Source organism: Demequina subtropica (genome assembly GCF_000971235.1).
Lineage (GTDB): Bacteria > Actinomycetota > Actinomycetes > Actinomycetales > Demequinaceae > Demequina > Demequina subtropica.
The window spans coordinates 42,353-65,726 of the sequence record NZ_BBMB01000008.1; the positions used below are offsets into that span (position 1 = coordinate 42,353).

The following is a 23,374-nucleotide window of genomic DNA, read 5'->3' on the forward strand; positions in this document are numbered from 1 at the left end:
GGATGGACGAAACTGTGAAGGGCGCAGAGGCTGCTGAGAAGGTGCCTCGTCGGCGGGGCGCACGCTCCATGACCGCTGTGTCCCTGCCATATCCCGAGAATGCGGCACTCGCAATGATCGCGCACCATGCTGGTGAGCGGCGCTTGCGTGAGGTGGTCGCGCCTCGGCGAGGGATCGTGCCTAGCCCGCATCACGACACGTTGGTAGTGCCCCCGCTGTCGCTCGTCGGCGAAGCCGTCCGGGTCATCGGCAACAGACTTCCTCTGGAGCAAGCGGCACCGACCGGCATGTACGCACAGAAGCGGATCTTCGACCTCGCCGCGAGCCGCGTGCTCGCAGCGTCGACCGGTATTGTGATCGGCTTCCCGGGTGCTTCGCTTCTCACGTTCAGAAAGGCGACACGAGCCAAGCGGGTTTTCCACGCCGTCGACGCTCATCCACGCGCGCACAATGCCAGGTTGCTGGCCCACTTTGACCGCGATGAAGTCAGGCGAGAGCTCTATCCCTCATGGCTCGTCGACGTTATTGAGGAGGAGTTGGATCTCGCGGACGCGGTCCTTGTCCCGTCTCGTCTCGTGTTCAACCAGATGGTCGTGCACGGAACGCCTGCGGAGAAGATCATCGTCGAGCCGTATGGCGTGGATGTCGGGCACTTCGTGCCCACAGGCGGGGACGACGATGCGGCGAGGAGTCGCCCTCGCATTGTGTACGTGGGCCAGATCTCGAGGCGCAAGGGGATCTCGTTCCTTGTGGAGGCCGCGCGGAGCGCCGACGTCGACATCGAACTTGTGGGCAACGTGTATGACCAAGCGCTCGTCCGCGATCTTCCAGACAACGTCCACGTTCGCGGCGCGACCGACAAGGTGGGGATACGCTCGGCATTCGCGCGCGCGGATGCCTTCGTCATCCCTTCCGTCGAAGACGCATGCTCCCTGGTCGTGTTTGAGGCGTTGGCCGTGGGCCTGCCCGTGATTGGCACGGATGCAAACGGCGCGTTCGAAGCGACGCTCGGCATGCCGACGACGGTGGTCGCAGCCGGGAACGTGACCGAGCTTGGGAGCGCGCTCGCTGCAGTGGAACCCCTTGAGACGGAAGCACGGACGCGGACCGCCCTGGAGGCTCGCCATCGTCTGCGTTCCTGGAGCGCATATGCGGAGCACGTGGCGCAGCGGCTCAACACGTAGCGCAGCGCGCCATCGCTCAGACGACGCGCCATGTGGACGGCGCATAGACCAACAGAGCAAGGAGAGGGTGTGGCGACAAGCAACCCAGGGCAGTTTCCAACGGTGCTGCACGTCACCGAGTGCCTCGGCGGGGGCGTGTTGACAGCCCTCGAAATCCTCCTGGCAGAGCAGAGTGAGAGTGGTTTCGATGTCGCTCTCGCCTACGTGAGCAGGCCTGTGACTCCATCGCTTCAAGCGATTCGCGAGGCGGTCCCCGGCGTGCATGCCACTTGCTGGAGCCGGCGGACCTCGGGCTACTCGCGACTGTGGAAGTTGGCGGCGGGGATCCGCCGGGCCATGATCCAAGGCGATTTCGACGTCATCCACCTGCATTCGTCTATCGCTGGCGCCGTCGGGCGCATCGTCGCGCTTACGGTGAACCCGCGCGCGCGTCCCGTCGTTGCCTACTCCCCTCATGGATACGCATTCATGCGAAGAGACTGGACGCCGCTTAGGCGAGCCGCTGTTCTACGCATCGAATCCGCGCTATCCCGCGTAAGCGACGTGGACGTGCTTGTCTCCGGCTCGGAGTGCCAGATCGCGAAGTCCAAGGTGGGAAGCAAAGCCGCCGTGGTGGTGCAGAACGGGCTCCGCCGCAGTGCGTTGCCTCGTGACCCGCGCGGAACACGTGCACCGGGCCCGTTGAGGGTCGTTGGGATCGGCCGCGTCTGCTACCAGAAGGCACCGTGGCTCTTTGCGCAGGTCGCAGCAGCGTTCCCGTCCCACGACCTGGAATTCGCCTGGGTTGGTGGAGGTGCGCCCGCGGACATCGCACGGTGGTTGGGCGGTGACGACGGCGTGGCTGTCACGGGTTGGCTCGATAGGTCTGACGCCATGCGGCGTCTCGCCGAGGCTGACGTTGTGGTGTCCCTCAGTCTTTGGGAGGGGATGCCATACGCGCTGATCGAAGCGCAAGCTCTCGGCATCCCGTGCGTCGTGAGCGATATTCCCGGGCATACGGACATCGTCAAGGACGGGCTGACGGGCTTTGTCGTTGTGGATGTACGAGAGGCCGCCTCGCGGGTAGCCGAGCTGGCGCGCGACACCCAGCTCCGGCGCAGGCTCGGGCTGCAGGCGCGCGTCAATGCTGCGAGCAATCTGACATCGGCAGAGCAGGCAGCTGCGTCTCTCGCGGCGTACCGCCTCGGGAGTGGTCATGCGATCGAGGCAGGTGTCCACTGATGGACCATCGTGCGCGATTTGCGCTCGCAGACCTCTGCATCGCCGCCTCGGCCCTTTTCGGCTACGTGATCGTGGTGTTCCGAGACTCGCTCGTGCCGGCCCACTACTCATTCGATGCCGGCACCATTCAAAGACTTGGTCGGTCCGGGCTGGAGGTATTCGGCGACGCTTCGTACGGGCGTGTCGCGACGATCTATCGAACCCTGGGCGTGATCGACGACCGGTTGTTCGTGGGACTGGTGCAGTACACAGCCTTCCTCTTGACGGTTGGATTGGTTTACCTGCGATATCGCGATCGCAGCCGTCCGCCGTCGCTTGTCGTTGGCCCGGTGGGGGCGCTCGCGCTGATCTTCGGTGCCGTCTACATGGGCACATTCTCGAAGGATGTCTTCGTCTTGCCGGTGGTCCTGGTCGCGTTGACCGTGCGAGCGACCGTGCCGGGAAGGCTTTTGGCCGCCAGCGCCATGATCGTTTACGGTGCCATGTTCAGGGAGTACTGGTTCTTGGTCGCAGCGCTCTACTTCGTATTCGGGTTGGAGAGCTTCATCCGTGCGAACTGGCGGCGGAAGTTGGTGGTGACCGCAATCTCAGTCGTCGTCGTGAGCGTGGTGTTCGGGATTTACTACGGTGTCGCGCCCGATTCGCTGCGCGCCACCGCAAACGCAGGAAGGTTGGACTTGGGGCACGCCGAATCGGCAATCACGTCGTACGTCGGGGGGCCCGAGCCATTTGCGGGCGCCGTCAACAACTTGCTCGCGTTCCTCTTCCTCCTGATTCCGTTGCCGCTGATCCTCAAGGGAAGCATCCATTACCTCCTCGTCGGACCGCTGCTCGCGGCTCTGTGGTGCAGGGCGTTGGTGCTTCAAGGGGCGACCTCGGCGCCACGCGTCACGGACGGGGCTGGCCGCGAACCCGATCAGGTTCGACATTCCATGGCGGTGCTCTTCGCATTCGTCGTGGTTCAGAGCCTATTCGAGCCGGACTACGGGTCCGCTGTACGGCACTTGACCCCCCTGCTGCCGTTGGCGCTTGTGCTTCTTCTTCAGACGAGGCGCGTCGAAAGCCCGCCGCGTCCTCGTTCGCATCTACTGACTCGGAAGGGTGTGGCAGTCAATGCTCAGCGCTAGCCGAAGCGTGTTCGGAGCCGTCTGTGCGGCGTATTGGTGGGTTCGTTCTGCGGGTCGGATCAGGGGCGCCCGCTTCCTCCTGGGCCGCCCTTCGCGCATTCGACTCGCACGTGGCGCGACGGTGCACGTGGGAAGCGACGTCTCGATCGAGAGGCAGATGAGGCTGGTCGTGAATACGGAATGCGTTATCGGCGCCGGTGCGTACATCGGGAAGAACGCGACCCTTGTCGCCTTCGACAATCTGACCATCGGCGCGCGAACCCTTATCGGCGAGAACTGCTCTATCCACACGGAAGACCATGGCCCCGTGGGGCGTCGGCTCGACTACCGCACCGCTGCCGTGAAGATTGGCGACGACGTCTGGATCGGCGCTGGAGCGATCATCCTGAAGGGGGTCGAGATTGGTGACGGTGCGACTATCGGTGCTGGTGCAGTGGTGACGCGCTCGATCCCGGCAGGTGCCACGGCACTGGGCGTGCCTGCTAGGGTCGTCAGCGGACATGACGTGGCAGCCGGCCATGCCTAGCCGGGGGACGACCGCCAGATCGTTTGCTCGCGTGGGCCTGCGCTTCGCCGAGTCTGCGCCGTGAGCGCGGCGCTTGCTACCGCGGGCGCCCGCGGGGCGCTCATGACTCTCGGAGGACAGGGTCTGTCGGTAGTGCTGAGGCTCCTGGGCCTAGCCGTTCTTGCGCGTTTCCTTGATCCGACCACGTACGGCGTCATGATCGTCGCGACGAGCATCGCAGCGTTCGCGGAGGCCGTCGCCTCGTTCGGAATCCCGAGCGCGTTGGCACAAGCCCGCGGGATCGATCGAGTCAGCGAGTCAATGCTCTTCATGATCTCGCTCGCACTCGGTGTCGCAGTGGCCATCGCGATCTTTGCTACCGCCTCAATTGTGGCTCATGCCTGGCACGAACCCGGTCTGGAGCCCGTGCTCCGGGTTGTAGCGGCTGTGCCTCTACTCGCCGCGATCGCGTCGTTCCACAACGTCCAACTGGCGCGGTCCCTTCGGTTTGGCGCGGTAGCGAGCATCGATATTGCGTCCACTTTCCTGTCCTTCGCCGCCGCGATTTGCATGGCCGCAGCCGGCCTCGGGATCTGGGCGCTGGCGACGCAAGCGGTCCTACTACCTGGGATCCAGGCGATGCTCGGCTGGGCCATGTCGAGATGGCGTCCGGCCTTCGTGCTTCGATGGAGCCATGACGAGCGGGAGTTGTTGACCGTTGCGAGGCAGCTGTTTGGAATCAACCTGGTCCGTCAAGCAAGCGCGAACGTCGTTGCGCCGGCGCTGAGTCTTTCCGCGACGCCCGCAGCAGCGGGCATCTTCGACCGATCGGTCCGCCTAATCCAGATGCCGTTGACCGTCAGTATCGAGCAGATGCGCAGGGTAGCAGTGCCCGTCTTGGCTCGAGTCGTCGACGAACCAGGGAGGCTCGGCGCCTACTACCGGCGAGCGCAACAGCTCTCGACGTATGGCACCGCGACGCTCTTCCTCCTCATCGCCGCGCTCGCTGATGGTGTCGTTGCCGTGATGTTGGGACCTGACTGGAGCGATGCCGTTCCACTCGTCCGTGTACTCGCGCTCGGAGGCGTGGCGCGTGCGATCGGGCTCACTACGCAATGGCTCCATATCGGTTCGCGAGCCACGGGTCGAGCGGCGAGACTGAACGCGTGGGCGCTTCCCCTTGTCGCGGTGGTGTCAATAGCGGGCGTGCCGTTTGGCGTTGTCTGGGTCGCTGTATTCAACAGCCTCGGATGGCTCCTGTATTGGCCTCTTGCAGTGGTAGTGAGCGCCAAGGCGCTGGGAATCGAGCCTCTGCCGCTGATCGCCGACGCACTGCGACACTTGCTCTCGTTCGCACTGCCCGTCGCCCTCGCGGCGGCTATTGCGGCGCATATCGCCGGCGACGGCATCGGAGGGCTTGTTTGGGGCGGTGGCGCCGCGCTCCTCGTCGCCGTGATCATCGGGGTGGCCCTCCCGGCGGTGAGAACAGATCTGCGGGGCATCTTGAACCTCGTGGCATCGCGTTGACGCGAGCCACGGACCTTTGGAACGGGCCAGGCCCTGAAGCGCTGGGCCGGATGGAGATACTCACAGAATGGCGGTGACACGCGCGTGCGAACGCTCGAGGTGATTCGGTCTCTGGACCTCGGTGGTGCTCAGATGCTTCTGATGGAGCGTGTCCGGGCAGCTGCCCGGCCGGAGGACATCCGTATCGTCAACACACTGGGGATCGAGTGCGCCCTCGAGGCTTCAATCATCGAGGCCGGAGCCAGCGTTGTGCGCACGCCCAGCGCCAACCCATGGCTAGCGCACCGTGGCGTGCTCGGAGAGATTCGACGTTTTCAGCCGGATGTGGTGGTGGTGCACTCCCCTTCCGCGGCTGTGCCGCTGAAGATCGCCCGTGCGCTACGCCGACTGGCCGTACCAGTCGTTGAGGTGATCCACAACACCCGGTATCGGAGCCGCGCAGTCGCTCTGGCGACGACAGCAACCAATCGTTGGGCAGATCTCAGCCTCGCTGTCAGCACCGGCGCCGCGCGCAGCCGCGCGGCGGTCGGTTCTCGTGTCGTCCAGGTCGTGCACCAAGGGATCGACGTGCGAGGGATCCAGACTTGGATCGCTGAGAACCCCGGATGGCGCGATCAGGTACGTCGCCGATGGCTCGCGCCGGAAGTCGATAGGGTTGCGGTCTTCTGCGGTCGGCTGGTGGCAGAGAAGCGACCACTCGATGCGATCAAGGCAATCGACGCGCTACCTCGTAACTTCGGACTGCTTGTCGTTGGCTACGGACCAGAGACCGCTGCGCTCGAGTCGTACGTGCGGTCGCGCGGACTCGAGTCGCGTGTGGCGCTCCTGGGCGCACAGGACCACGCATGGCGATTCATCGCCGCGGGAGACGTGTTCTGCCTTCCTAGCGCCTTTGAAGGACTCCCCGTGGTGCTCATGGAAGCGGTGGCATGCGGGTCCCCCATTGCGGCAACACGGATTCCGGGCGTGACCGAGATTGTCGACGAAGCCACTGGCTCGCGACTGTTTGAGGTGGGTGAGACAGATCGCCTCGCAGACTTGATCCGCGAGCTTGTGGCCAGGGACCGGACACCCCAGGAGCGAGCGGCGCAGACAGATGCCTGCACCTACTGGGACGTTCGAACAGCCGCTTCGCGACTCGACTCCGCGCTGGAACGGGTTGTCGCGTCCGCATAGACGTTGCGCGCTACGGCCTTGTGCGCACACTCGGGGTGCCTGCCGTCCGCAGCATCGCTAAGCCCCGAACGATTGAGTACAGAGGTCGAGCGGCGGAGGAGCATTGGCGGATGGGTGCGCCGCTCGTTCCTCCACCGGTGCGCGCACTAGCGGTAGCGGCGAGGCTCTTTCGCTGCGATCCGCGCGAACCTCATGTACCACTCGCGCGGAGTCGAATCCAAGATTGCGACGAGGGTGTAGAAAGCCATCGCGGAAGTGCGCTGCTCCCCGTGTCGCTGGGCTCGCCGTATCCGCTTGCGAAATGCGCGGCGCGCGGCCGAACTCATGTGGGCGTGGTACTTCTCGTAGAACTTACGGATACCTCGAGGCTTGTGGGGGCCGGCGCTGGAGAGGTGATCAGTGCCGTCGGTATGCTGGAGAACAAGCGCATCTGTGCAGACGGAGTAGTCCAGTCCTGCCATTCTCAACTGGATGAAGAAGTCAAGGTCGTTGTGCACCGGGAGGCCCTCATCGAACCGAACCCCCGATGACTTGAGTGCCGGACCGCACACGATGCTGCTCCCCGTGATCCCGGGGTAGTCGGTGAAGGAGTCCATCCACTCGATGTCGGCTGTCGCAACGTGCGATCCGGTAGGCCTGCCCCCGACGAGCAGGCTCGTCGACGTCAGGACAAAATCGACGCGGTCGTCGACGAGTAGCTTCGCTGCGGTCTCAAGGTAGTTGCACGACCACTCGTCGTCATCGTCGAGGAAGGCGACAGTGGGGAACTGTGACCGCGAAAGGCCGATGTTGCGTGACCGCGATGCTCCGCCGCTTTCGCCTACCGGTGGAGCCGCAGGGACGTAGTGGACAGCGATTGGAGCGGACTCTGCGAGCCGAGCGACGATCCCTGAAGTGGCGTCGTCCGCGACATCGTCGACAACGATCACCTCGGTTGGGAGAACTGTCTGCGTGAGCACAGACTTGAGAGCGCGTTCCAGGCTGTGCGGCCGACGATGGGTGATGATGACAACAGAAACTGGGCTGGACTCGTGCACGCGCACAACTTACTGCACGGAGGCGCGTCAACTTCACCGTGATGCGCTTCGCGCGACACGGGAGCAGGCGCATTCCCGCTGAATGGTGGCGCACCCGGGCTGCTGCGCCAACGATTCTGAGCCGCGACCGTCACACGCGCGGAAGCGGTTCTCGACAGAGTCGACAATGAGCATTTGGCGGCATGAAGCGCTCGGAGTCGCGCTGGCGCTGAACTCGATAGTCGACTAGGTGTAGTGCAGCGACAGTGCCGCGACAGCTCTTGGCCGGTCGGGGTGGTGTCGCAGGTGTCGCAAAGGCGTGGAGGTGAGCATGCAAGCGGGAGCCGTTGCGCGCCGTCGCGTCTGGCCCTGGCTGGTCACCGGCATCATTGTCGCGATCCTGGTCTGGGCCGTCGCCCTTGCCTGGGACGCCCTTGCGCTCGCCGGCGCCGCGCGCGACGTCGACCAGCATGCGACGGCGGCGCAGCAAGCCCTGAGCGACCGCAACCCCGAAGCCCTGAGCGCCGAGGTCGAGGCGCTTCAGCAATCCGCCCGGGACCTCGCCGGCGCGACCGATGGCCCGCACTGGTGGATCGCCGCGCGCCTGCCTTGGGTGAAGAACCAGGCCGAGCCCATCGTCGCGGTGGGGGAGGCGGCGACGGTCCTCGCGGACGATGTCCTCGAGCCGCTCTCGCAACCCGGTGTCATGGACGCCCTCGACGTGCCCGCCTTCGACGGCGGGCGCATCGACCCGCACCTCTTCGACGCGGCGGCCGCACCTCTACAACAGGCCGACGATGCGCTGAGCGCCCAGCAGGACGCACTTGCAGCACTCGACCTCGTCTCCACCACGGAGTTCATCGCCACGCGCGTGGTGGATCTGCGCACGCAGATGCGGACGCTCGGCGACCCGGTGCACGGCGGACGCGTGGCCACCGAGCTGCTCCCGGCCATGCTGGGCGCCGACGGCCCACGCACCTACCTGGTGATGGTGCAGAACAACGCCGAGCCGCGCGCCACCGGCGGCATCCCCGGCGCCATCCTCGACCTCACAGTCGACGATGGACGCTTCGAGCTGGGCGACTACGTCGCCGCCTCGCAGCTGGTCGACCGTGACGGCGTGGGCGGCCTCACCGACGACGAGGCGCGCATCTTCACCGACCGCATGCAGATCTTCCCCCAGGACGTCACCTTCACGCCCGAGTACCCGCGCGCCGCGGAGATGCTCACCCGCTTCTGGGAGGCGGACGGCCGCGACCCGGTGGATGGCGTGGTCTCCGTCGACCCGGTCGCGCTCGGCTGGATGCTCAAGGGCGCGGAGCCGGTCAAGGTGGGGGACTTCACGCTGCGCTCGGGCAACGCGGCCCGGATCCTGCTCAACGAGGCCTACCTGGAGTACCCCGAGCCCAAGGAGCAGGACCGCTTCTTCGCGGAGGCCTCCGCGGCGCTGTTCGCCAGCATCGTCTCGGGCGAGGCGACGGCGCTGGGTGGCGTCGAGCGGGCGGTCCGGGACGGTCGCCTCCGCGTCTGGTCGGCCGATGCTGGCGAGCAGGGGGCGCTTGCCAGCACCGACATCGGCGGAGCCTTCCTCGAGAAGGACGATGCGGTGGGCGTCTTCATCAACGACGGCTCCGGGGCGAAGATCGGCTACTACATCGACACCGAGACCTCCGTGACGGACCACATGTGCACCGACGGCACGCTCGGCGGGCAGACCGTGACCCTCACGCTCACCCACACCTTCGACGGCGAGGTGTCCGACCTGCCCGGCTGGGTGACGGGCAACGGGAAGTCCGTCGACAAGGGCGACTTCGCGGCCAACATCCTGCTGTATCCCGCCGCCGGAACGGTGATCACGGAGGTGCGGCGGGACGGGGAAAAGGTTGACGTGACCCCCGAGGTCCACGAGGGCAGAAGCATGGTGGAAGCGCGCGTCGAGATATCCCCGGGGGCTTCCGCAGAATTCCAATTTGATATTGGCACCGAGGTAAACGGCCTGCTAAGTCCGACTTTAATTTCCACACCCGGTCCGAAACCCAATGTTTACACGCTCTCCAAGGACGACATTCCGGACAAATGTTAAAGTGGCCGAGTCCGCCAACGCGGGTCTTTTGCGCCGCAACCTTGGAGGTAACAATGATCGTGCGTACTCTCGCCACCGCCGCACTAGGAACCGCGCTCGCCCTCGGGCCCGCGCTCGCGGCATCTGCCGAGCTCTACCCGGCTCCCGAGGGTGCGCTCACGTGCAGCGCCACCCAGGTCCCTGTCGACACCGTGTTCACGTGCACGGTGACCTCCGACACCGGCACCTATGCGCAGCTGCAGACCGTGTTCGCGGGCGATGACGCCACCATCGCCGGCACCGTGACCTCCTCGGAGGTCGCGCTGGTCGATGGGGCGTCCGACTTCACGGTCACCGCCCCCAGCATCGTCGGCACCATCGGCATCACGGGCATCGTCGACGGCACCGCGGTCGACACAGCCTCGGTCGAGGTGGTCGCCTCCGACGTCGCCGGTGGCGGCGGCACCACGGGCTCCGCCGGCGGCGGACTGTCCGGCACGGGCTTCGAGAACCAGGGCCTCGCGATCGGTGCGGGCGTGCTTCTGGTCGCCGGCGCCGCGACCGTCTACATCGCGGCACGTCGCCGCTCCGCCGGGAGCCACTGACCGCAGCCGACAGCTAGGCAACGGCCCGCTCGCGCACCGCGCGAGCGGGCCGCTTCGTGCGCGGCGCGCGTAGGCGCCCGCAAGCTGTGAGGTTGGTCACCATGGCCACAATGGCCCTGAAAGGCGCTGCCTGGCCGTCGTAGGATGGACGGCCGTACCTGCTGAGGGGCAAGCCTTGAAGACTTTCGCGTGGATCACCGCGCTCGCGTGCATCGCGCTCGGTCTCACGTCCCTTCGCGACGGCGACGATGCGCTGGCGAGCGTGGCCTCGACCGCAGCGCCCTCGGCCTCCGCGTCGGCGCGCGACGCGCGCGTATTCGAGACAGGAGAGCCCGCCGAGCTCTCCGCAGAGGCGCGATCCGAGATGCGTGACTGGGGCGTGTGGCTCGACGATGCTGGCGGCCTGGCCATCCCGGCCGAGTACGCCGCGGGCGAAGGCGACAAGGTGGTCACCCACCTCGAGTCTCTCGCCGAGTCGTATCCGGGCAGCGAGGCCGTCGCGACCGAGCTGGCGCAGGCAGCGGATGATCTGGCGCGGGCGTACCGCTACCTCGACATGGGCTCGTCGGGCCTGGAGGGCGCCACCCGCTGGTTCGAGGCCGCCGTGAAGGACCTCGAGGGCCTGAGCGATCGCATCGTGGAGGACTTCGAGGACGCGGAGCGCGAGTCGGGGTACCGCCTCTCGGGCCAGGCCTTCGACACGGAGGCCGCGTGGACGGATTCCGCGACCGTCGAGCGGTGGCTCGACGGCGACACGGTGGAGACCAGCTTGGGCACGGTGCGACTCATCGGGGTCGATACGCCCACGCTGCAGGGACGATGCGCGACGGCAGACGGCGCGCTCGCCGCCGCCGAGCAGATCGCGCCCGCCGGCACCATCGTCACGCTGGTGAACCCGCAGTCGGTCGATGACACCGACGGGTACGGGCGCCTGCTCCGCTACGTCGAGCTGGCGGACGGCGCCGACGTCGGGTACTCGCTGCTGCTCAACGAGGTCGCGGAGGCGCGCTTCGACTCGCGGGACGGGTACGCGTGGCATCCCCGGGAGAAGGGGTACCGGGACGGCTCCCTCCAGGTGGCCGATGCCGGGTGCGAGTGGGTGAGCGATGTCGCCGCCGGGTTCGTCCCCGCCGACGCTGCTGCCGACGACCGCTCCTCGCGGCTGTCGGCGGTGACGGGGGCGCTCGACGGTGCCGGCGCGAGGTTCGCGCAGGTCACCGAGTCGGCGCGCGCGGCGCATGCCGCCGCCGAGGCCGAGGAAGCGGCGGCCGAGGCCGCAGCCGACTAGCGCGCCTTCTCCGCCTGGTTCTCGTAGCGGTACCCGTACCGGCCGTAGCCGTACGCGTCCGGTCCCTTGGTCGCGAGCATCGTGAGCACCATCCCCGACAGCGGCGCGCCCACGGTCTCGAGCGACGCGATCGCGTTGTCCACCTGATGCGTGTGCGTGCGTCCCGCCGCCACGACCAGCACCGTCGACCCCACCAGCCGCGCGAGCACGGCCGCATCGGTGACGGGCAGCAGGGGAGGGGCGTCGTAGAGCACGTAGTCGTAGTCCGCGTCGAGGCGGTCCACCAGGCGCTCCATGAGAGAGCTACCCAGCAGCTCGGACGGGTTGGGCGGGATCGAGCCCGCGGGGAGCAGGTACAGGTCCGAGTGGCCCCAGCGCTGAACAGCATGCTCGAGGTCCACTCGCCCGATGAGCACGTCGGTCAGCCCCACCGCGTCCTCGATGCTCATGTAGCTCGCGATCTTGGGGCGGCGCAGGTCGGCGCCCACGAGCAGCACCCGTGCCCCCGCATCGGCGAGCGTGATCGCGAGGTTCGCCGCGGTGGTCGACTTCCCCTCCGACGGCACGGAGGACGTCAGCACGAACCTCTTCTCCGCGCGGTCGGCGTCCAGGAACTGGAGGTTGGTCCGCAGCGTGCGGAACGACTCGGCGCGGATGCTCAGGGCGTCCTCGTGGACGATGAGCGGCCGCTGACGCGCTCGCGGATCGAACGCGATGCCGCCCAGCACCGGGGCGTCCGTGATGCGCTCGAGGTCGCGCTCGTTGCGCACGCGCGTGTCGAGCGCGGCCCGCAGCAGCGCCACGCCCACGCCGATGGCGATCCCGATCACCAGGCCCAGCGCCACGTTCAGCGACTTCTTGGGCGACTGCGGGTGCACGGGGACCTCTGCCTCCTGCACCACGGTGAGACGCACGGGCGACCCGGCCTCGGTATCGGTCGTCTCGATCTCCTGGACCGTCTCGATGAGCTGGTTGGCGGTGGCCGTCGCGAGCGAGGCCGCGAACACGGGATCCGCGTCGACCGCCGTGACATCGATGACCGTGGTGTCGAGCGGCGCGCTCGCGCTCACCTGCGCGCGCGCCTTCGAGACCGGCCAGTGCAGCGCGAGATCGTCGATCACGGGCTGCAGCACGGCGGAGGTCTTCACCAGGTCTGCATACGTCTTCACGCGCTGCTGCGTGAAGGAGTTGCCCTGCGCGAGGTCGCCGATGCTCTCCGAGTCCGACGTCGAGACGAACACCGTCGCCGTGGCGCCGTACGTGGGCGTCGCCAGCAGCGCGTAGGTGAGGCCGGCCCCGCCGCCGAGCACGGTCAGCGCGACGAGCAGCACCCAGTTCTTGCGCAGGATGCGGATGTAGTCGCCGAGCTCCACGCGCGCCTCCCGGGGCTGGTTGGTGGCAATTGCGGCAATTGTCACACGTCGCGCGCCGATGCGGGAGGAGCGGGGCCGTTCCGGTGGTCGTTCCGATTCGTGCGGGTATGGTGAGTTTTGTGACGACGGGTGCATCTCACCGGGTAGACGCCGCCGAACGCATGTACGGCGGGCACGGCTGGGCGGGCAGGTACCAGCGCCGGCTGTTCGTCTCGGACGTGTTCGTGGTCGCGCTGGTCATGGTCGGCGCGCACGCCGCCCGGTTCGGCTGGGATCCGCTCTATCGCGTCGCCGGGAGGTCCGCTCCCGCGTATAGCGTGGTGAGCGCGGTGATCGCGACCCTGTGGGTGCTCGCGCTGGGCGCGACCAAGTCGCGTGAGCCGCGCATCCTCGGGCACGGGCCGCAGGAGTTCCAGCGCGTGGTCGCGGCGGGGTGGTGGACGTTCGCAGCCATCGCGATCGTGGGCTTCCTCACGCAATGGGAGATCAGCCGCGGCTACCTGGTCTTCGCCCTCCCCGTGGGCACTGTGGTCCTGCTGATCTACCGCCTGGTGTGGCGCAAGTGGATCCATGCGCAACGCGACCTGGGGAACCTGCGCGCGCAGGTGCTGGTGGTCGGGCCCGTGAAGATGTCGGAGCAGATGATCGCGCGCCTGCGGCACAAGCCTCGCGCGGGCTACGCGGTCATCGGTGCGTGCGTGCCCGACGGCACCGAGCGGTCCGTGGAGGAGGTGGGCGGCGTGCCCGTCCTGGGCTTCGTGGGCGAGGCCGTCGAGATCGCCAAGCGCTCGAACGCCGAGTTCGTGCTGATCTCGGGGACGGACCAGGTCTCGCTCGGGGACGCGCGCCGCATCGGCTGGCAGCTCGAGAACACCGGCATCGGGCTCATCGTGGCCCCCGCGATGGTGGACGTCGCCGGCCCGCGCGTGCTCATGAGCCCCGTCGAGGGCCTCCCGCTGCTCCACGTGGACACCGCGCAGTTCCGCGGCGCCAAGTACATCGCCAAGACCATCTACGACCGCGTCTCCGCCGCCCTGATGCTCGCCTTCATCGCGTTGCCGATGCTCGCGGTCGCGATCGCGATCAAGGTGACCAGCCCGGGACCCGTGTTCTTCGTCCAGCAGCGCATCGGCAAGGACGGCTCGCCGTTCGGCATGTACAAGTTCCGCTCGATGGTGGCCGATGCCGAGGCGAAGGCGGCCGACGTCATGGGCGGCGAGCTCACGCCCTTCTACAAGAACGAGGACGACCCCCGCATCACGCCGCTCGGCCGCTTCATGCGCCGCTACTCGATCGACGAGCTCCCGCAGCTGATCAACGTCCTCAAGGGCGACATGTCGATGGTCGGGCCGCGCCCCCAGGTCGCTGCGGAGGTGGCCCACTACGGCGATCTCGAGCGTCGGCGCCTGCTGGTCAAGCCTGGCATGACGGGGCTGTGGCAGGTGTCGGGGCGGTCCTCGCTCACGCCGGCCGAGTCGATCCGGCTCGATGCCTACTACGCCGAGAACTGGTCGATCGGCGGCGACGCGATCATCATCCTGCGCACGGTCGCGGCGGTCCTGGGCAAGTCCGGGGCGTACTGAACCGTCGCGGCGGCCGCCGCGCAGCAGCTCAGCGCGCCCTTCGTGCAGGAAAGGTGCGAGCACGCGGCACCCTTCACCACCTCGCCGCGCCGGGGCGCGTCGCCCGTCAGTCGTGCGGGGCTCGACGGGTCGACGCGGGCGCGGTCGTGCGCGTCCGTCTCTCCATGCTCCCCGCGGCGAGCGCGAGGCGACCTCCCCGACGCGGACCCGTCCGCGCATCGTCCCGCGCCTTGCGTTCGGCGGCGGCCAGCGCCTGCTCGACGTCGAAGCGCGGCAGCAGGTACAGCGCCGCGAAGTAGGCGAGCACCACGAAGTTCTGGTTGGTGGTGGGGGACACCGCGACGGTGGCGCCGAGGATGTACACCACCGAGGTGGTCGAGCCGCCCAGCGCGTGCACGGTGAGCAGCCACAGCGCGACGCCCACGATCCCGTGCGCGAGCAGGAAGCCGCCCGTGCCGGCGAACTCGTCGAAGCGCACCCCGGCCGTGGTCGCGACGTCGCCGCTGTAGGCGCTGATCGACCCCTCGCCCCACAGCAGCTGCCCGGGGTCCATCTGCGACACCACGGTGTACGCCCCGAACCGGTGGAGGAACGAGCGGTTGCCCTGCTCGACCAGGCTCGACTCGTTGGTCACCGCCCAGCCGGCGCTCACCGCGAAGAACGCGAGGACCGCGAGCCCTGACGGGATGTGGTTGATGAGTCGCCGCGCGCGCACCAGGAGGTAGAGGCCTGGCAGCACGAACGTGGTCTTCGACAGCGACAGCATGATCCCCAGGCCCGCGGTGAGGGCGTGACGCGTGCGGTGCCGGCTCCGCGGGTCCAGGTAGACCACCATGAGCGTCCCCACCAGCAGCGACGCGAAGAACCCGCCCTCGCGCGACAGCCCTGAGACGCGGACGCTGTCGCCGATCACGGCGTAGAAGTTGGTGAACGTCTGCGTCGCATGCTCGCCCCACACGGCCTCCGACAACGCCTTGGGTCCCAGCGTGCGCGCGAGCTCGCGCGAGCCCGCGGTGCCGATGGTGACCAGCGTCCACTGCACCACGGCGAGCGCGACGCTCAGCGTGATCCAGCGGTACAGCTGGAACAGCCCGCTGCGATGTGCGAACACCAGGTAGAGCACGCTGATGAGGAGCGCCGCCACCTTGACCAGGTTCGACAGCGAGTGCACGGACATGACCGCCGCCGTGACGATGGTGATCGCGAGCGGGTACGGCGCGGGCTTGAGGTTCCACACCCAGCGCACGAACCGCGGGTGGAGCACCGCGACCACGACCTCGAGGTACAGGGTCACCCCGCCGAACAGCGGGGAGAAGATCTGTGCGACGAAGAAGAAGAAGAACAGGTGCGACATCACGTGGTCGACCGGGCGCAGCGAGTCGACGACGGCGACGCGGCGCGCGCGTGAGCGGGTGAGCGCGGCGGCGCGCTCGCGGCGGGCGGCGGTGCGGCTACCCATCGCCCCGGGCACGCCCGCGCGAGGCGAGGCTGCGATCCAGGGGGCGTCCGGTCATGCGGTCAGGCTAGCCGCGAACGATGCACCCGTCACGCCGGTTTGGGCTGGTTTGCGCACGTATGTGAAAGCATGGGCGGGACGGAACGGAGGCGCGCGCAATGACCGGTCTCATCGTCCACGAATGGATCGCACGGCTGGGCGGCTCCGAGAAGGTGGTCTCCGAGCTGGTCGCGATGCGCCCCGAGTCCGACGTCGAGGTGCTGTGGGTCGACGATCCGGGCGCGCTCGCCGGTGTCCAGGGCCGCATCATCGAGAGCCCGCTCGCGCGCACGCCGCTGCGCCGCTCGAAGGCGGCCTCGGTGCTCGCGATGCCCGCCGTGTGGCGCATGGGGGCGCGCCGGCGCGACTACGACTGGGTGCTGGTGAGCACCCACGCGTTCGCGCACCACATCAAGGTGCCCGACGGTGTGCCCAAGCTGGTCTACGTGCACAGCCCCGCGCGCTACCTGTGGGTGCCCGAGCTCGACCCGCGCGGCAGCGGCCTGCTGGCGCGCACGCTCGCGCCGCCGCTCAAGGCGCTCGACCGCGCGCGTGCCCAGGAGGCCACGTCCATCGTCGCCAACAGCAGGTTCGTGAGCGAGCGCATCCAGCACGCGTGGCAGCGCGAGTCCGGCGTGATCTACCCGCCTGTCGCCGTCGCGCGCATCCAGGGCATCGACTGGGAGGCGCACCTGACCGAGGGTGAGGTCCGCGCGCTCGCGGCGCTCCCGGGTCCCTTCGTGCTGGGCATGTCCCGCTTCATCGACTACAAGCGGCTCGACCGCGTCATCGAGATCGCGGAGGCCGCCGGCCTGCCCGCAGTCATCGCGGGCGACGGGCCCAACCGTGCCGCGCTCGAGGCGCAGGCGCGCGCGGCCTCGGTGCCCGTGCGCGTGGTCATCGCGCCGTCCGATGCGATGCTCTACGGGCTCTTCGCACGCGCCGCGGCGCTCGTGTTCCCCGCCGTGGAGGACTTCGGCATCGTCCCCGTGGAGGCCATGGCGGTGGGCACCCCGGTCATCGCGAACCGTGTGGGCGGCACCGGCGAGTCCGTCGAGCACGGCGTGAGCGGCTTCCTGGTGGACCCCGACGACACGGCGGAGGTGGTCGCCGCGCTCGGGGCCGCGGGCACGCTGGACCGCGCCGCGATCGCCGCCTCCGCGCGCCGCTTCGACACCGCGGTGTTCCACCAGCGCATCGAGGGCTGGGTGGGCGAGAGGGTCGCGGCATGAGGCCCGTCCGGCGCCTGGTGGTCAACGGCGCGTTCCTCGCGCAGAAGGTCACGGGCCAGCAGCGCTACGCGCGCGAGCTCCTGCGCGCGCTCGAGCAGGAGTACCCCGGGCGCATCACCGTCGCGCGACCGCCCCGGTGGGTCGGCGGAAGCAAGGTGGGGACGTGGCTGTGGGTCCAGTCGCTGGGCCTGCGCGCGGGACGCGACACGGCGCTGCTGTCGATGACCAGCCGGGGTCCCGTGCTCGCGCGGCGCCACGTGGTGGTGGTCCACGACCTCTTCCCGCTCGACCATCCCGAGTGGTACACCGCGCTCTACGGCGTGGTGCACCGCGCCGTGCTGCGCCTCCACCTGCGTCGCTCCGCCGCCATCGTCACCGTGAGCGAGCCCGTCGCCGCGCAGGTGCGGGCGCTCGTGCCGGAGGGCACACCGGTCATCGTCGCTCCCAACGCGCCCGCCGAGGTGTTCCTGCGCCATCTCCCCAGCGACGCGACGGTCGCGACCGTCGAGGGCTTCGGGCTGGTCCCCGGCGAGTACGCGCTCGCGGTCGGCTCGCGCGACCCCCGCAAGAACGTCGCCGTCCTGCTCTCCGCGCTGGCGTCGCTGCCGGACGATGCCGCGCGGCCCGGGATGCTTGCGCTCGTCGGCAGCGGGGACGCCGCGGTCTACGCCTCGGCCGGGGAGGTCTCGGACGCCCGCGGCTGCGCCGTCGCGACGGGCTACGTGAGCGACGACGACCTCGCGGCGCTGTACGCCCACGCCGGGGCGGTCGCGTTCCCGAGCCTCGACGAGGGCTTCGGCCTGCCCGCGGTCGAGGCCGTCGCGTGCGGCGCGCCGCTCGTGGTCTCCGACATCCCCGTCTTCCGCTGGGTGTGCGGCGAGGACGCGACCTACGTCGCCCCGGACGATGCGCGGGGCTGGGCGGTCGCGCTCGTGGACGCCGCCGCCGGGCGGCTCGCGCGGCCGAGCGTCGAGACGATCCACGCGTTCCAGCTGCGGTTCTCGTGGATCCGCAGCGCGCACGCCGTCGGGGACGCGCTGCTGGCCGAGGGGGACGAGGTCCCCGCTCAGGCCTCGACGCCCAGCGCCTCCCGGTAGCGGTCGAGCAGCACCTCGACATGCGCGTCCATGTCGAGCTGGGCCGCGGTCGCCCGGGCCCCCGCCGCGAGGCGTGCCTGGAGCCCTGGGTCCGCGAGGAAGCGGGTGAGCACCGCGCGCAGCGCCGCCGGGCTCGGATCGGGAGCCACCAGCCCGTTGACGCCGTCCTCGATGAGCGGGCCGGCGGCGAGCGCGTTGGTGAGCACGGGAGTGCCCGCGAGCATCGCCTCGGCGGTGACCAGCGGGAAGTTCTCGGGCCAGGTCGACGGCATCACGAGCGCGAGGGCGTGCGCGACCGCCTCCTCCTTGGCCGCCCCGTCGAGCCACCCCAGGGCGGTGACGCCTCCATCGGCCTCGCGCACCAGCCCCTCGAGCGGGCCGGCGCCCGCGATCGCGAGGCGGGCGTCCCCGATCCCGCCGTCCCATGCCTCGAGCAGCTCGGCGACGCCCTTGCGCTCGGAGAGCTTGCCCAGGAACAGCAGCCCGCCATCGCGCCGGCCGCCCTGATGGCGCGACGACCACGGCCAGCCGTGGGGGATCACCGCGACCCGCTCGCCCGGGACGTCGAGTCCGAGCGCGAGGTTGCGGTCGCGCGTGCGCACGGAAGGGAAGATCAGCAGCGACGCCTGCGCGGCCGCGCGCGAGTGCAGCGCGGTCCGTGCGCGCTGGAGCGCCCCGAGCCGGTCGACGGCGGCGCCGCCGCGCGCGCCCGTCGCGCGCGTGTCCACGAGCGCGTAGTCGTGCACCGTGTGGAGCACCGGCCGCCCGGGCGGGGCTCGCAGCACTCCGGCGCCCACGCCCTGGAAGCGGTGCACGTGGACCACGTCCGCATCGAGCTCGCCGCGGCGGTAGCCCTGGGGAGCGCGCACCGCGCCCCACGCGTCGAGCGCGTGGAACAGCGCGCGGGCGGCAGGGTTGGGGCCGCGGCCGTCGGAGGGGTAGGGCCGCCACACGGGCCGCACGTCGACGCGCACGCCCGCGCCCTCGAGCCGGGCCCGCGTCGCCTCGTCGACGAGCGGCGTGGCCACCGCCACGTCCGCGACGCGCGCCTGCGCGATCGCGAGCTCGACGCAGTAGAGCTCGGCGCCCCCGAGCGGAGCGCGGAGGCTGCTCGCGACGTGGATGATCCGCATCGGTCCCTCGCTCACGTGCCTGGGCTGGCGGGCATCGGCAGTCTAGCCACGCGCGTCGAGGCCTGGCTAGAGTCGGGACGAAGGGGACGAACCGACGCCCGCACCGGGCGCGACTGGAGGTGGATCCGCGCGTGGTGGACAAGGTGCCGGTGGTGTACGTCGCCGGGTGGGGCCGCAGCGGGACCACGCTCATCGACCGCATCCTGGGCCAGTCGCCCGATCTCATGTCGCTGGGCGAGGTGGGTCTGCTGCCCGAGCGGGGGATCATGGGCGGCGAGCTGTGCGGATGCGGGCTCGCGTTCCAGGAGTGCCCGTTCTGGACCGCGGTCGGGGAGCGCGCCTTCGGCGGCTGGGACAAGGTCGACGCGCCCCGCATGAAGGTGCTCTTCCATGACCTGGGGCGCGTGCGCCACGACCTCCTGCCGCGGTTCCTGGTCGAGCGCGGCGACTACCTGGACCGGGTGCGCGAGTACCTCGACTTCTACACGGCGGTGCTGGTCGCGGCGCATGAGGAGAGCGGACGCATCCCCATCGACTCGAGCAAGCACCCCACGGTCGCGAGCCTCCTGTCGCGCGCGGAGGGGCTCGACGTGCGCGTGCTGCACGTGGTCCGCGACCCCCGCGGCGTCGCGTACTCGTGGACCAAGGCCGTGACCCGCACCGACGCCGGTGTCGGCTCGGTCGAGGAGATCACGCGCCTGGTGCCCGAGCGCAGCGGCTGGATCTGGCTGCGCATGAACGCCGTCGCGGGGTCGCTCAGACGCAAGGCGGCGGGGTACGCGCGTGTCCGGTACGAGGACGCCGTCGCGGACCCGGCCGGCGTGCTCGGGGGCGCGCTCGACCGGCTCGGGCTCCCCTCGGCCGGGGTGCCCGGCATCGGCCCGGGCGGGGAGATCGACCTCGCCGCGTGCCACACGGTGGCCGGCAACCCCTCGCGCATGCGGGTCGGCGCGACGCGGCTGCGGCTCGACTCGGAGTGGCGCACCGCCCTGCCGGCGGGGACGCGCCGCCGCGTCGGGCTGGTCACCACGCCCCTGCGGAAGCGCTACGGGTACTGACGTGGCGCGCGCGCATCGGACCATCCTGGTGACCGGGGTGCCACGCTCGGGCACCACGCCCATCGGCGAGGTGCTCGGCTTCGCCCCGAGCACGCGGTTCCTGTACGAGCCGCTCAACTTCGAGTCGGGGCTGCGCACGATCGACGCGTACTTCCCCACGCTGGGCGATGCCCGGGATCACGATGAGGACGTCCAGGCCATCCTCGACCTCCGCCTGCGGCTGCGCAGCGGGGTGTTCCCCGAGGACCGCGGGCTGCGCAGGCTGGGCAAGTACGTGGTCGGGGGGCAGAGCCGGGTGTCGGCGCGTTCCCTGCGCTGGGGGCCCACGCCCGACCATGTGATCTGGAAGGACCCGTTCGCGATCTTCCTGGTCGCGCGCATCGCGACACGCTTCGAGGTGCCGACCGTCATCACGATGCGCGATCCCCACGCGGTCGCGGCCAGCTTCAAGCGGCTCGGGTGGAGCTTCGACGTGCGCGGGATCCAGCGCCGGCTCGACCCGGACGGCGACGCGCCCTGGGCGCTGTCCGAGGAGGCGCTCGCGCTCGCGGAGTCGGGATCGGCGGTCACGGGTGCCGCGCTGTGGAGGCTCGGCTACGGGCATGCGAGCGCGACCACGGCGGGGCTCGCCAACGTCGCATGGGTGTCCGTCGAGGACGTGCTCGAGCAGCCCCGCGCGGTCTACGAGCGGCTCTACGAGTTCTGCGGGCTCGAGCTCTCCGAGGACGCGGCGCGCGCGCTCGAGGGCAAGTACCGCGCCGGAGGGCGCGAGACGCCCACGCGGACCCACGACAAGCATCGTGACGTCGGCGCCGTCGCCACCTACTGGCAGGGGAGCCTCACGGAGGAGGAGAACGCCGCCGTCGATGCGCTCACCGCGGACGTGCGGGTGGGGGTCCCGGCGTCGCGCTCGGGGCTCCCGTGAGCGCGTCGGGTATGCCGGGAATGCACTGTTATATGGTGGCGCCATGCTCGACGGGCTGAGGAGTACCACGGAGTTCATGGCGCGCAGCGCGACCTCGGGCGCGCGCGTCCTGCCGGACTTCCTCATCATCGGCGCGCAGAAGGCGGGCACCACGTCGCTGAGCGAGTACCTCGAGGAGCTCGACGCGGTGCGCCCGGCCTTCCGCAAGGAGGTCCACTACTTCGACCACCACCACACGCGCGGCGAGTCCTGGTACCGCGCGCACTTCCCGCGCGCGGGCGAGTCGCGCGACTGGCTCGCGGGCGACGCGTCGCCGTTCTACCTCGCGCACCCGAGGGCTCCCGAGCGGGCCGCCGCGCTGCTGCCCGACGCGCGCATAGTCGCGCTCCTGCGTGATCCGGTCGAGCGTGCGTTCTCGCACTTCCACCACGAGCGCGCGCTGGGGCACGAGGACGTCGAGAGCTTCCGCGAGGCCGTCGACCTCGAGGAGGAGCGCACGGCGGCCGCCTGGGAGGCGCTCGCGGCCGGGGCCCAGCGCCGCGTGGTCGCCGAGCGCTGCAGCTACGTGCGCCGCGGCCTCTACGCCCCGCAGCTGCGCCGCTGGCTCGCGCGCTACCCGCGCGACCAGGTGTTCGTGGGGCTGTCGAGCGACATGTTCGCGGACCCCACCGCCTTCCTCACGGAGGTCACGGAGTTCCTCGGGCTGGGCGGGGTGAGCCTCGCGGGCATCGACCTCGCGCCGCGCAACGCGCGCCAGTACACGGGGATCCCCGAGGAGGACGTCGCGTACGTGCGGCCGATGTTCGAGCAGGACGCCGCCGAGCTCGCGCAGCTGCTCGGCAGGGAGATCCCGTGGGCATGAGCGAGCCGCATCGGATGGTGTTCGTGGGCGGCGCGCACCGCTCGGGCACCACGGTGCTCGCCAAGGTGATGGCCGCATCGTCCGAGATCGCCGGCCTGGTGGGGACCGGGGTGCCCGAGGACGAGGGTCAGCACCTCCAGACCGTCCTGCCGATCGCGATGGAGCTGGGCGGCCCGACCCGCTGGGCGCTGCACCCCGAGGCGCACGAGGGCCCCGCGCCCGAGCCGATGCGCGAGGACATGCGCCGGTCCATCGAGGAGGCGTGGGAGCCGTACTGGTCGTCGGATGCCGCGCTCAGGGTGGAGAAGTCGCCGCCGAACGTCGCGCGGCTGCCGTTCCTCCAGTCCGTGTGGCCGGATGCGCGGTTCATCGTCATCACGCGCCACCCGCTGATCCAGGCGCTCGCGGTGCACAAGTGGGACCGGTCGCTGCCGATGCTGCTTCCCACGCTCGGGCTGCGCTTCGAGGGCACGCTCGACAACTGGTTCGCCATCCACGAGGGCCTCGCGGCCGACGCCCCGGGGATCCGCAACCTGCTGGTGCTGCGGTACGAGCACCTCATGCGCGATCCGGAGCGGGAGCTGGGGAAGGTGTCGGAGTTCCTGGGGCTCTCGGAGCCGCTCGACGCCTCGATGATCGACGCCGCGCGCTCCGACGCGTACCGGGGCTTCGTGGAGAGCCAGCGCACGCGCCGATGGGGCCCGCACCCGCCCGTGATGTCGCCCACGCGTCAGCGCTCGGGCCTCAAGTGGTCCATGTACGGGTCGAGCTGGGCGGTGGTGAGCCGCGTCGACTCCCTCACCGGGAGGTACTCGCGCATCGCCGACCGCTACGAGGACCGGGCGCGCGCGCTCGGCTACTCGATGCACGATCTCGACGACGTCCGCGAGTTCGTGGGGAGCTGA

The 23,374-nt window shown here is 69.6% G+C and carries 20 protein-coding genes; 16 read left to right on the top strand and 4 right to left on the bottom strand.

Translation table 11 applies throughout. From position 1 onward, the window contains the following. Positions 1-2: 2 nt before the first annotated feature. The 6 genes from AOM06_RS08135 (at position 3) to AOM06_RS14410 (ending at position 6,740) form a co-directional block, all read left to right on the top strand. Positions 3-1,184: a glycosyltransferase family 4 protein gene (locus AOM06_RS08135; protein WP_082105413.1), complete on the top strand. Its 1,182-nt coding sequence runs from the start codon at positions 3-5 to the stop codon at positions 1,182-1,184. A 102-nt stretch (positions 1,185-1,286) separates the two neighbouring features. Then, the gene (locus tag AOM06_RS08140; RefSeq protein WP_169747743.1) at positions 1,287-2,405 is read left to right on the top strand and encodes a glycosyltransferase; all 1,119 of its coding nucleotides are present in this window, start codon (positions 1,287-1,289) and stop codon (positions 2,403-2,405) included. Then, complete coding sequence (locus AOM06_RS08145; RefSeq protein WP_062304458.1) at positions 2,405-3,532, top strand: hypothetical protein; 1,128 nt, start codon at positions 2,405-2,407, stop codon at positions 3,530-3,532. The genes AOM06_RS08140 and AOM06_RS08145 overlap by 1 nt, the downstream gene beginning before the upstream one ends. 157 nt (positions 3,533-3,689) lie before the next feature. Next, positions 3,690-4,058 carry a DapH/DapD/GlmU-related protein gene (locus AOM06_RS15165; RefSeq protein WP_304512036.1) on the top strand — a complete coding sequence of 123 codons (369 nt, stop codon included), beginning with the start codon at positions 3,690-3,692 and terminating at the stop codon, positions 4,056-4,058. Positions 4,059-4,118: 60 nt separating this feature from the next. Then, positions 4,119-5,564: an oligosaccharide flippase family protein gene (locus tag AOM06_RS08155; RefSeq protein ID WP_082105416.1), complete on the top strand. Its 1,446-nt coding sequence runs from the start codon at positions 4,119-4,121 to the stop codon at positions 5,562-5,564. Between the two features lie 132 nt (positions 5,565-5,696). Beyond that, positions 5,697-6,740 carry a glycosyltransferase gene (locus AOM06_RS14410; protein WP_156163636.1) on the top strand — a complete coding sequence of 348 codons (1,044 nt, stop codon included), beginning with the start codon at positions 5,697-5,699 and terminating at the stop codon, positions 6,738-6,740. 146 nt (positions 6,741-6,886) lie between these two features. Here the strand turns inward: AOM06_RS14410 and AOM06_RS08160 are convergent, their stop codons facing one another. After that, positions 6,887-7,777, bottom strand: a complete 891-nt coding sequence (locus AOM06_RS08160; protein ID WP_169747744.1) for a glycosyltransferase family 2 protein — start codon at positions 7,775-7,777, stop codon at positions 6,887-6,889. 310 nt (positions 7,778-8,087) lie between these two features. On the opposite strand from AOM06_RS08160, the gene AOM06_RS08165 reads away from it, so the two are divergent. The 3 genes from AOM06_RS08165 to AOM06_RS08175 all read left to right on the top strand — a co-directional run bounded on the left by AOM06_RS08165 (position 8,088) and on the right by AOM06_RS08175 (position 11,711). Next, on the top strand, positions 8,088-9,839 hold the full coding sequence (locus AOM06_RS08165; protein ID WP_228372903.1) for a DUF4012 domain-containing protein: 1,752 nt from the start codon (positions 8,088-8,090) through the stop codon (positions 9,837-9,839). Positions 9,840-9,892: 53 nt separating this feature from the next. Next, entirely contained in the window at positions 9,893-10,423 is a 531-nt protein-coding gene (locus tag AOM06_RS08170; protein WP_062304474.1) for a hypothetical protein, read from the top strand. Between the two features lie 175 nt (positions 10,424-10,598). Next, positions 10,599-11,711 carry a thermonuclease family protein gene (locus tag AOM06_RS08175; RefSeq protein WP_062304477.1) on the top strand — a complete coding sequence of 371 codons (1,113 nt, stop codon included), beginning with the start codon at positions 10,599-10,601 and terminating at the stop codon, positions 11,709-11,711. Here AOM06_RS08175 and AOM06_RS08180 read toward each other — a convergent pair. Then, positions 11,708-13,084, bottom strand: a complete 1,377-nt coding sequence (locus tag AOM06_RS08180) for a tyrosine-protein kinase domain-containing protein (protein ID WP_062304479.1) — start codon at positions 13,082-13,084, stop codon at positions 11,708-11,710. The two genes, AOM06_RS08175 and AOM06_RS08180, sit on opposite strands and share 4 nt — an antisense overlap. Before the next feature lie 161 nt (positions 13,085-13,245). Here AOM06_RS08180 and AOM06_RS08185 point away from each other — a divergent pair, with 161 nt between their 5' ends. Beyond that, entirely contained in the window at positions 13,246-14,667 is a 1,422-nt protein-coding gene (locus AOM06_RS08185) for a sugar transferase (RefSeq protein ID WP_062304482.1), read from the top strand. Positions 14,668-14,773: 106 nt separating this feature from the next. Here AOM06_RS08185 and AOM06_RS08190 read toward each other — a convergent pair whose 3' ends face one another. Continuing rightward, complete coding sequence (locus AOM06_RS08190; RefSeq protein WP_062304485.1) at positions 14,774-16,126, bottom strand: hypothetical protein; 1,353 nt, start codon at positions 16,124-16,126, stop codon at positions 14,774-14,776. A 155-nt stretch (positions 16,127-16,281) separates the two neighbouring features. On the opposite strand from AOM06_RS08190, the gene AOM06_RS08195 reads away from it, so the two are divergent. Both AOM06_RS08195 and AOM06_RS08200 read left to right on the top strand, forming a co-directional pair. Then, entirely contained in the window at positions 16,282-17,394 is a 1,113-nt protein-coding gene (locus tag AOM06_RS08195) for a glycosyltransferase (protein WP_062304488.1), read from the top strand. Continuing rightward, positions 17,391-18,491, top strand: coding sequence for a glycosyltransferase family 4 protein (locus AOM06_RS08200; protein ID WP_082105420.1), 1,101 nt, complete (start codon positions 17,391-17,393; stop codon positions 18,489-18,491). Before AOM06_RS08195 ends, AOM06_RS08200 begins: the two co-directional genes overlap by 4 nt. Here AOM06_RS08200 and AOM06_RS08205 read toward each other — a convergent pair. After that, complete coding sequence (locus AOM06_RS08205) at positions 18,461-19,639, bottom strand: glycosyltransferase (protein ID WP_156163638.1); 1,179 nt, start codon at positions 19,637-19,639, stop codon at positions 18,461-18,463. The two genes, AOM06_RS08200 and AOM06_RS08205, sit on opposite strands and share 31 nt — an antisense overlap. Positions 19,640-19,755: 116 nt before the next feature. Between AOM06_RS08205 and AOM06_RS08210 the strand changes: the two genes are divergently transcribed. Genes AOM06_RS08210 through AOM06_RS08225 form a run of 4 tightly spaced genes read left to right on the top strand, consistent with a single transcriptional unit; the run spans position 19,756 to position 23,374 of the window. Then, on the top strand, positions 19,756-20,682 hold the full coding sequence (locus tag AOM06_RS08210) for a sulfotransferase domain-containing protein (RefSeq protein WP_169747745.1): 927 nt from the start codon (positions 19,756-19,758) through the stop codon (positions 20,680-20,682). Position 20,683: 1 nt separating this feature from the next. Further along, a complete protein-coding gene (locus AOM06_RS08215; RefSeq protein ID WP_062304496.1) occupies positions 20,684-21,607 on the top strand; it encodes a sulfotransferase in 924 nt (307 codons plus the stop codon). Positions 21,608-21,650: 43 nt separating this feature from the next. Continuing rightward, entirely contained in the window at positions 21,651-22,469 is an 819-nt protein-coding gene (locus AOM06_RS08220) for a sulfotransferase domain-containing protein (RefSeq protein ID WP_169747746.1), read from the top strand. After that, positions 22,466-23,374, top strand: a complete 909-nt coding sequence (locus tag AOM06_RS08225) for a sulfotransferase family protein (RefSeq protein WP_156163640.1) — start codon at positions 22,466-22,468, stop codon at positions 23,372-23,374. The genes AOM06_RS08220 and AOM06_RS08225 overlap by 4 nt, the downstream gene beginning before the upstream one ends.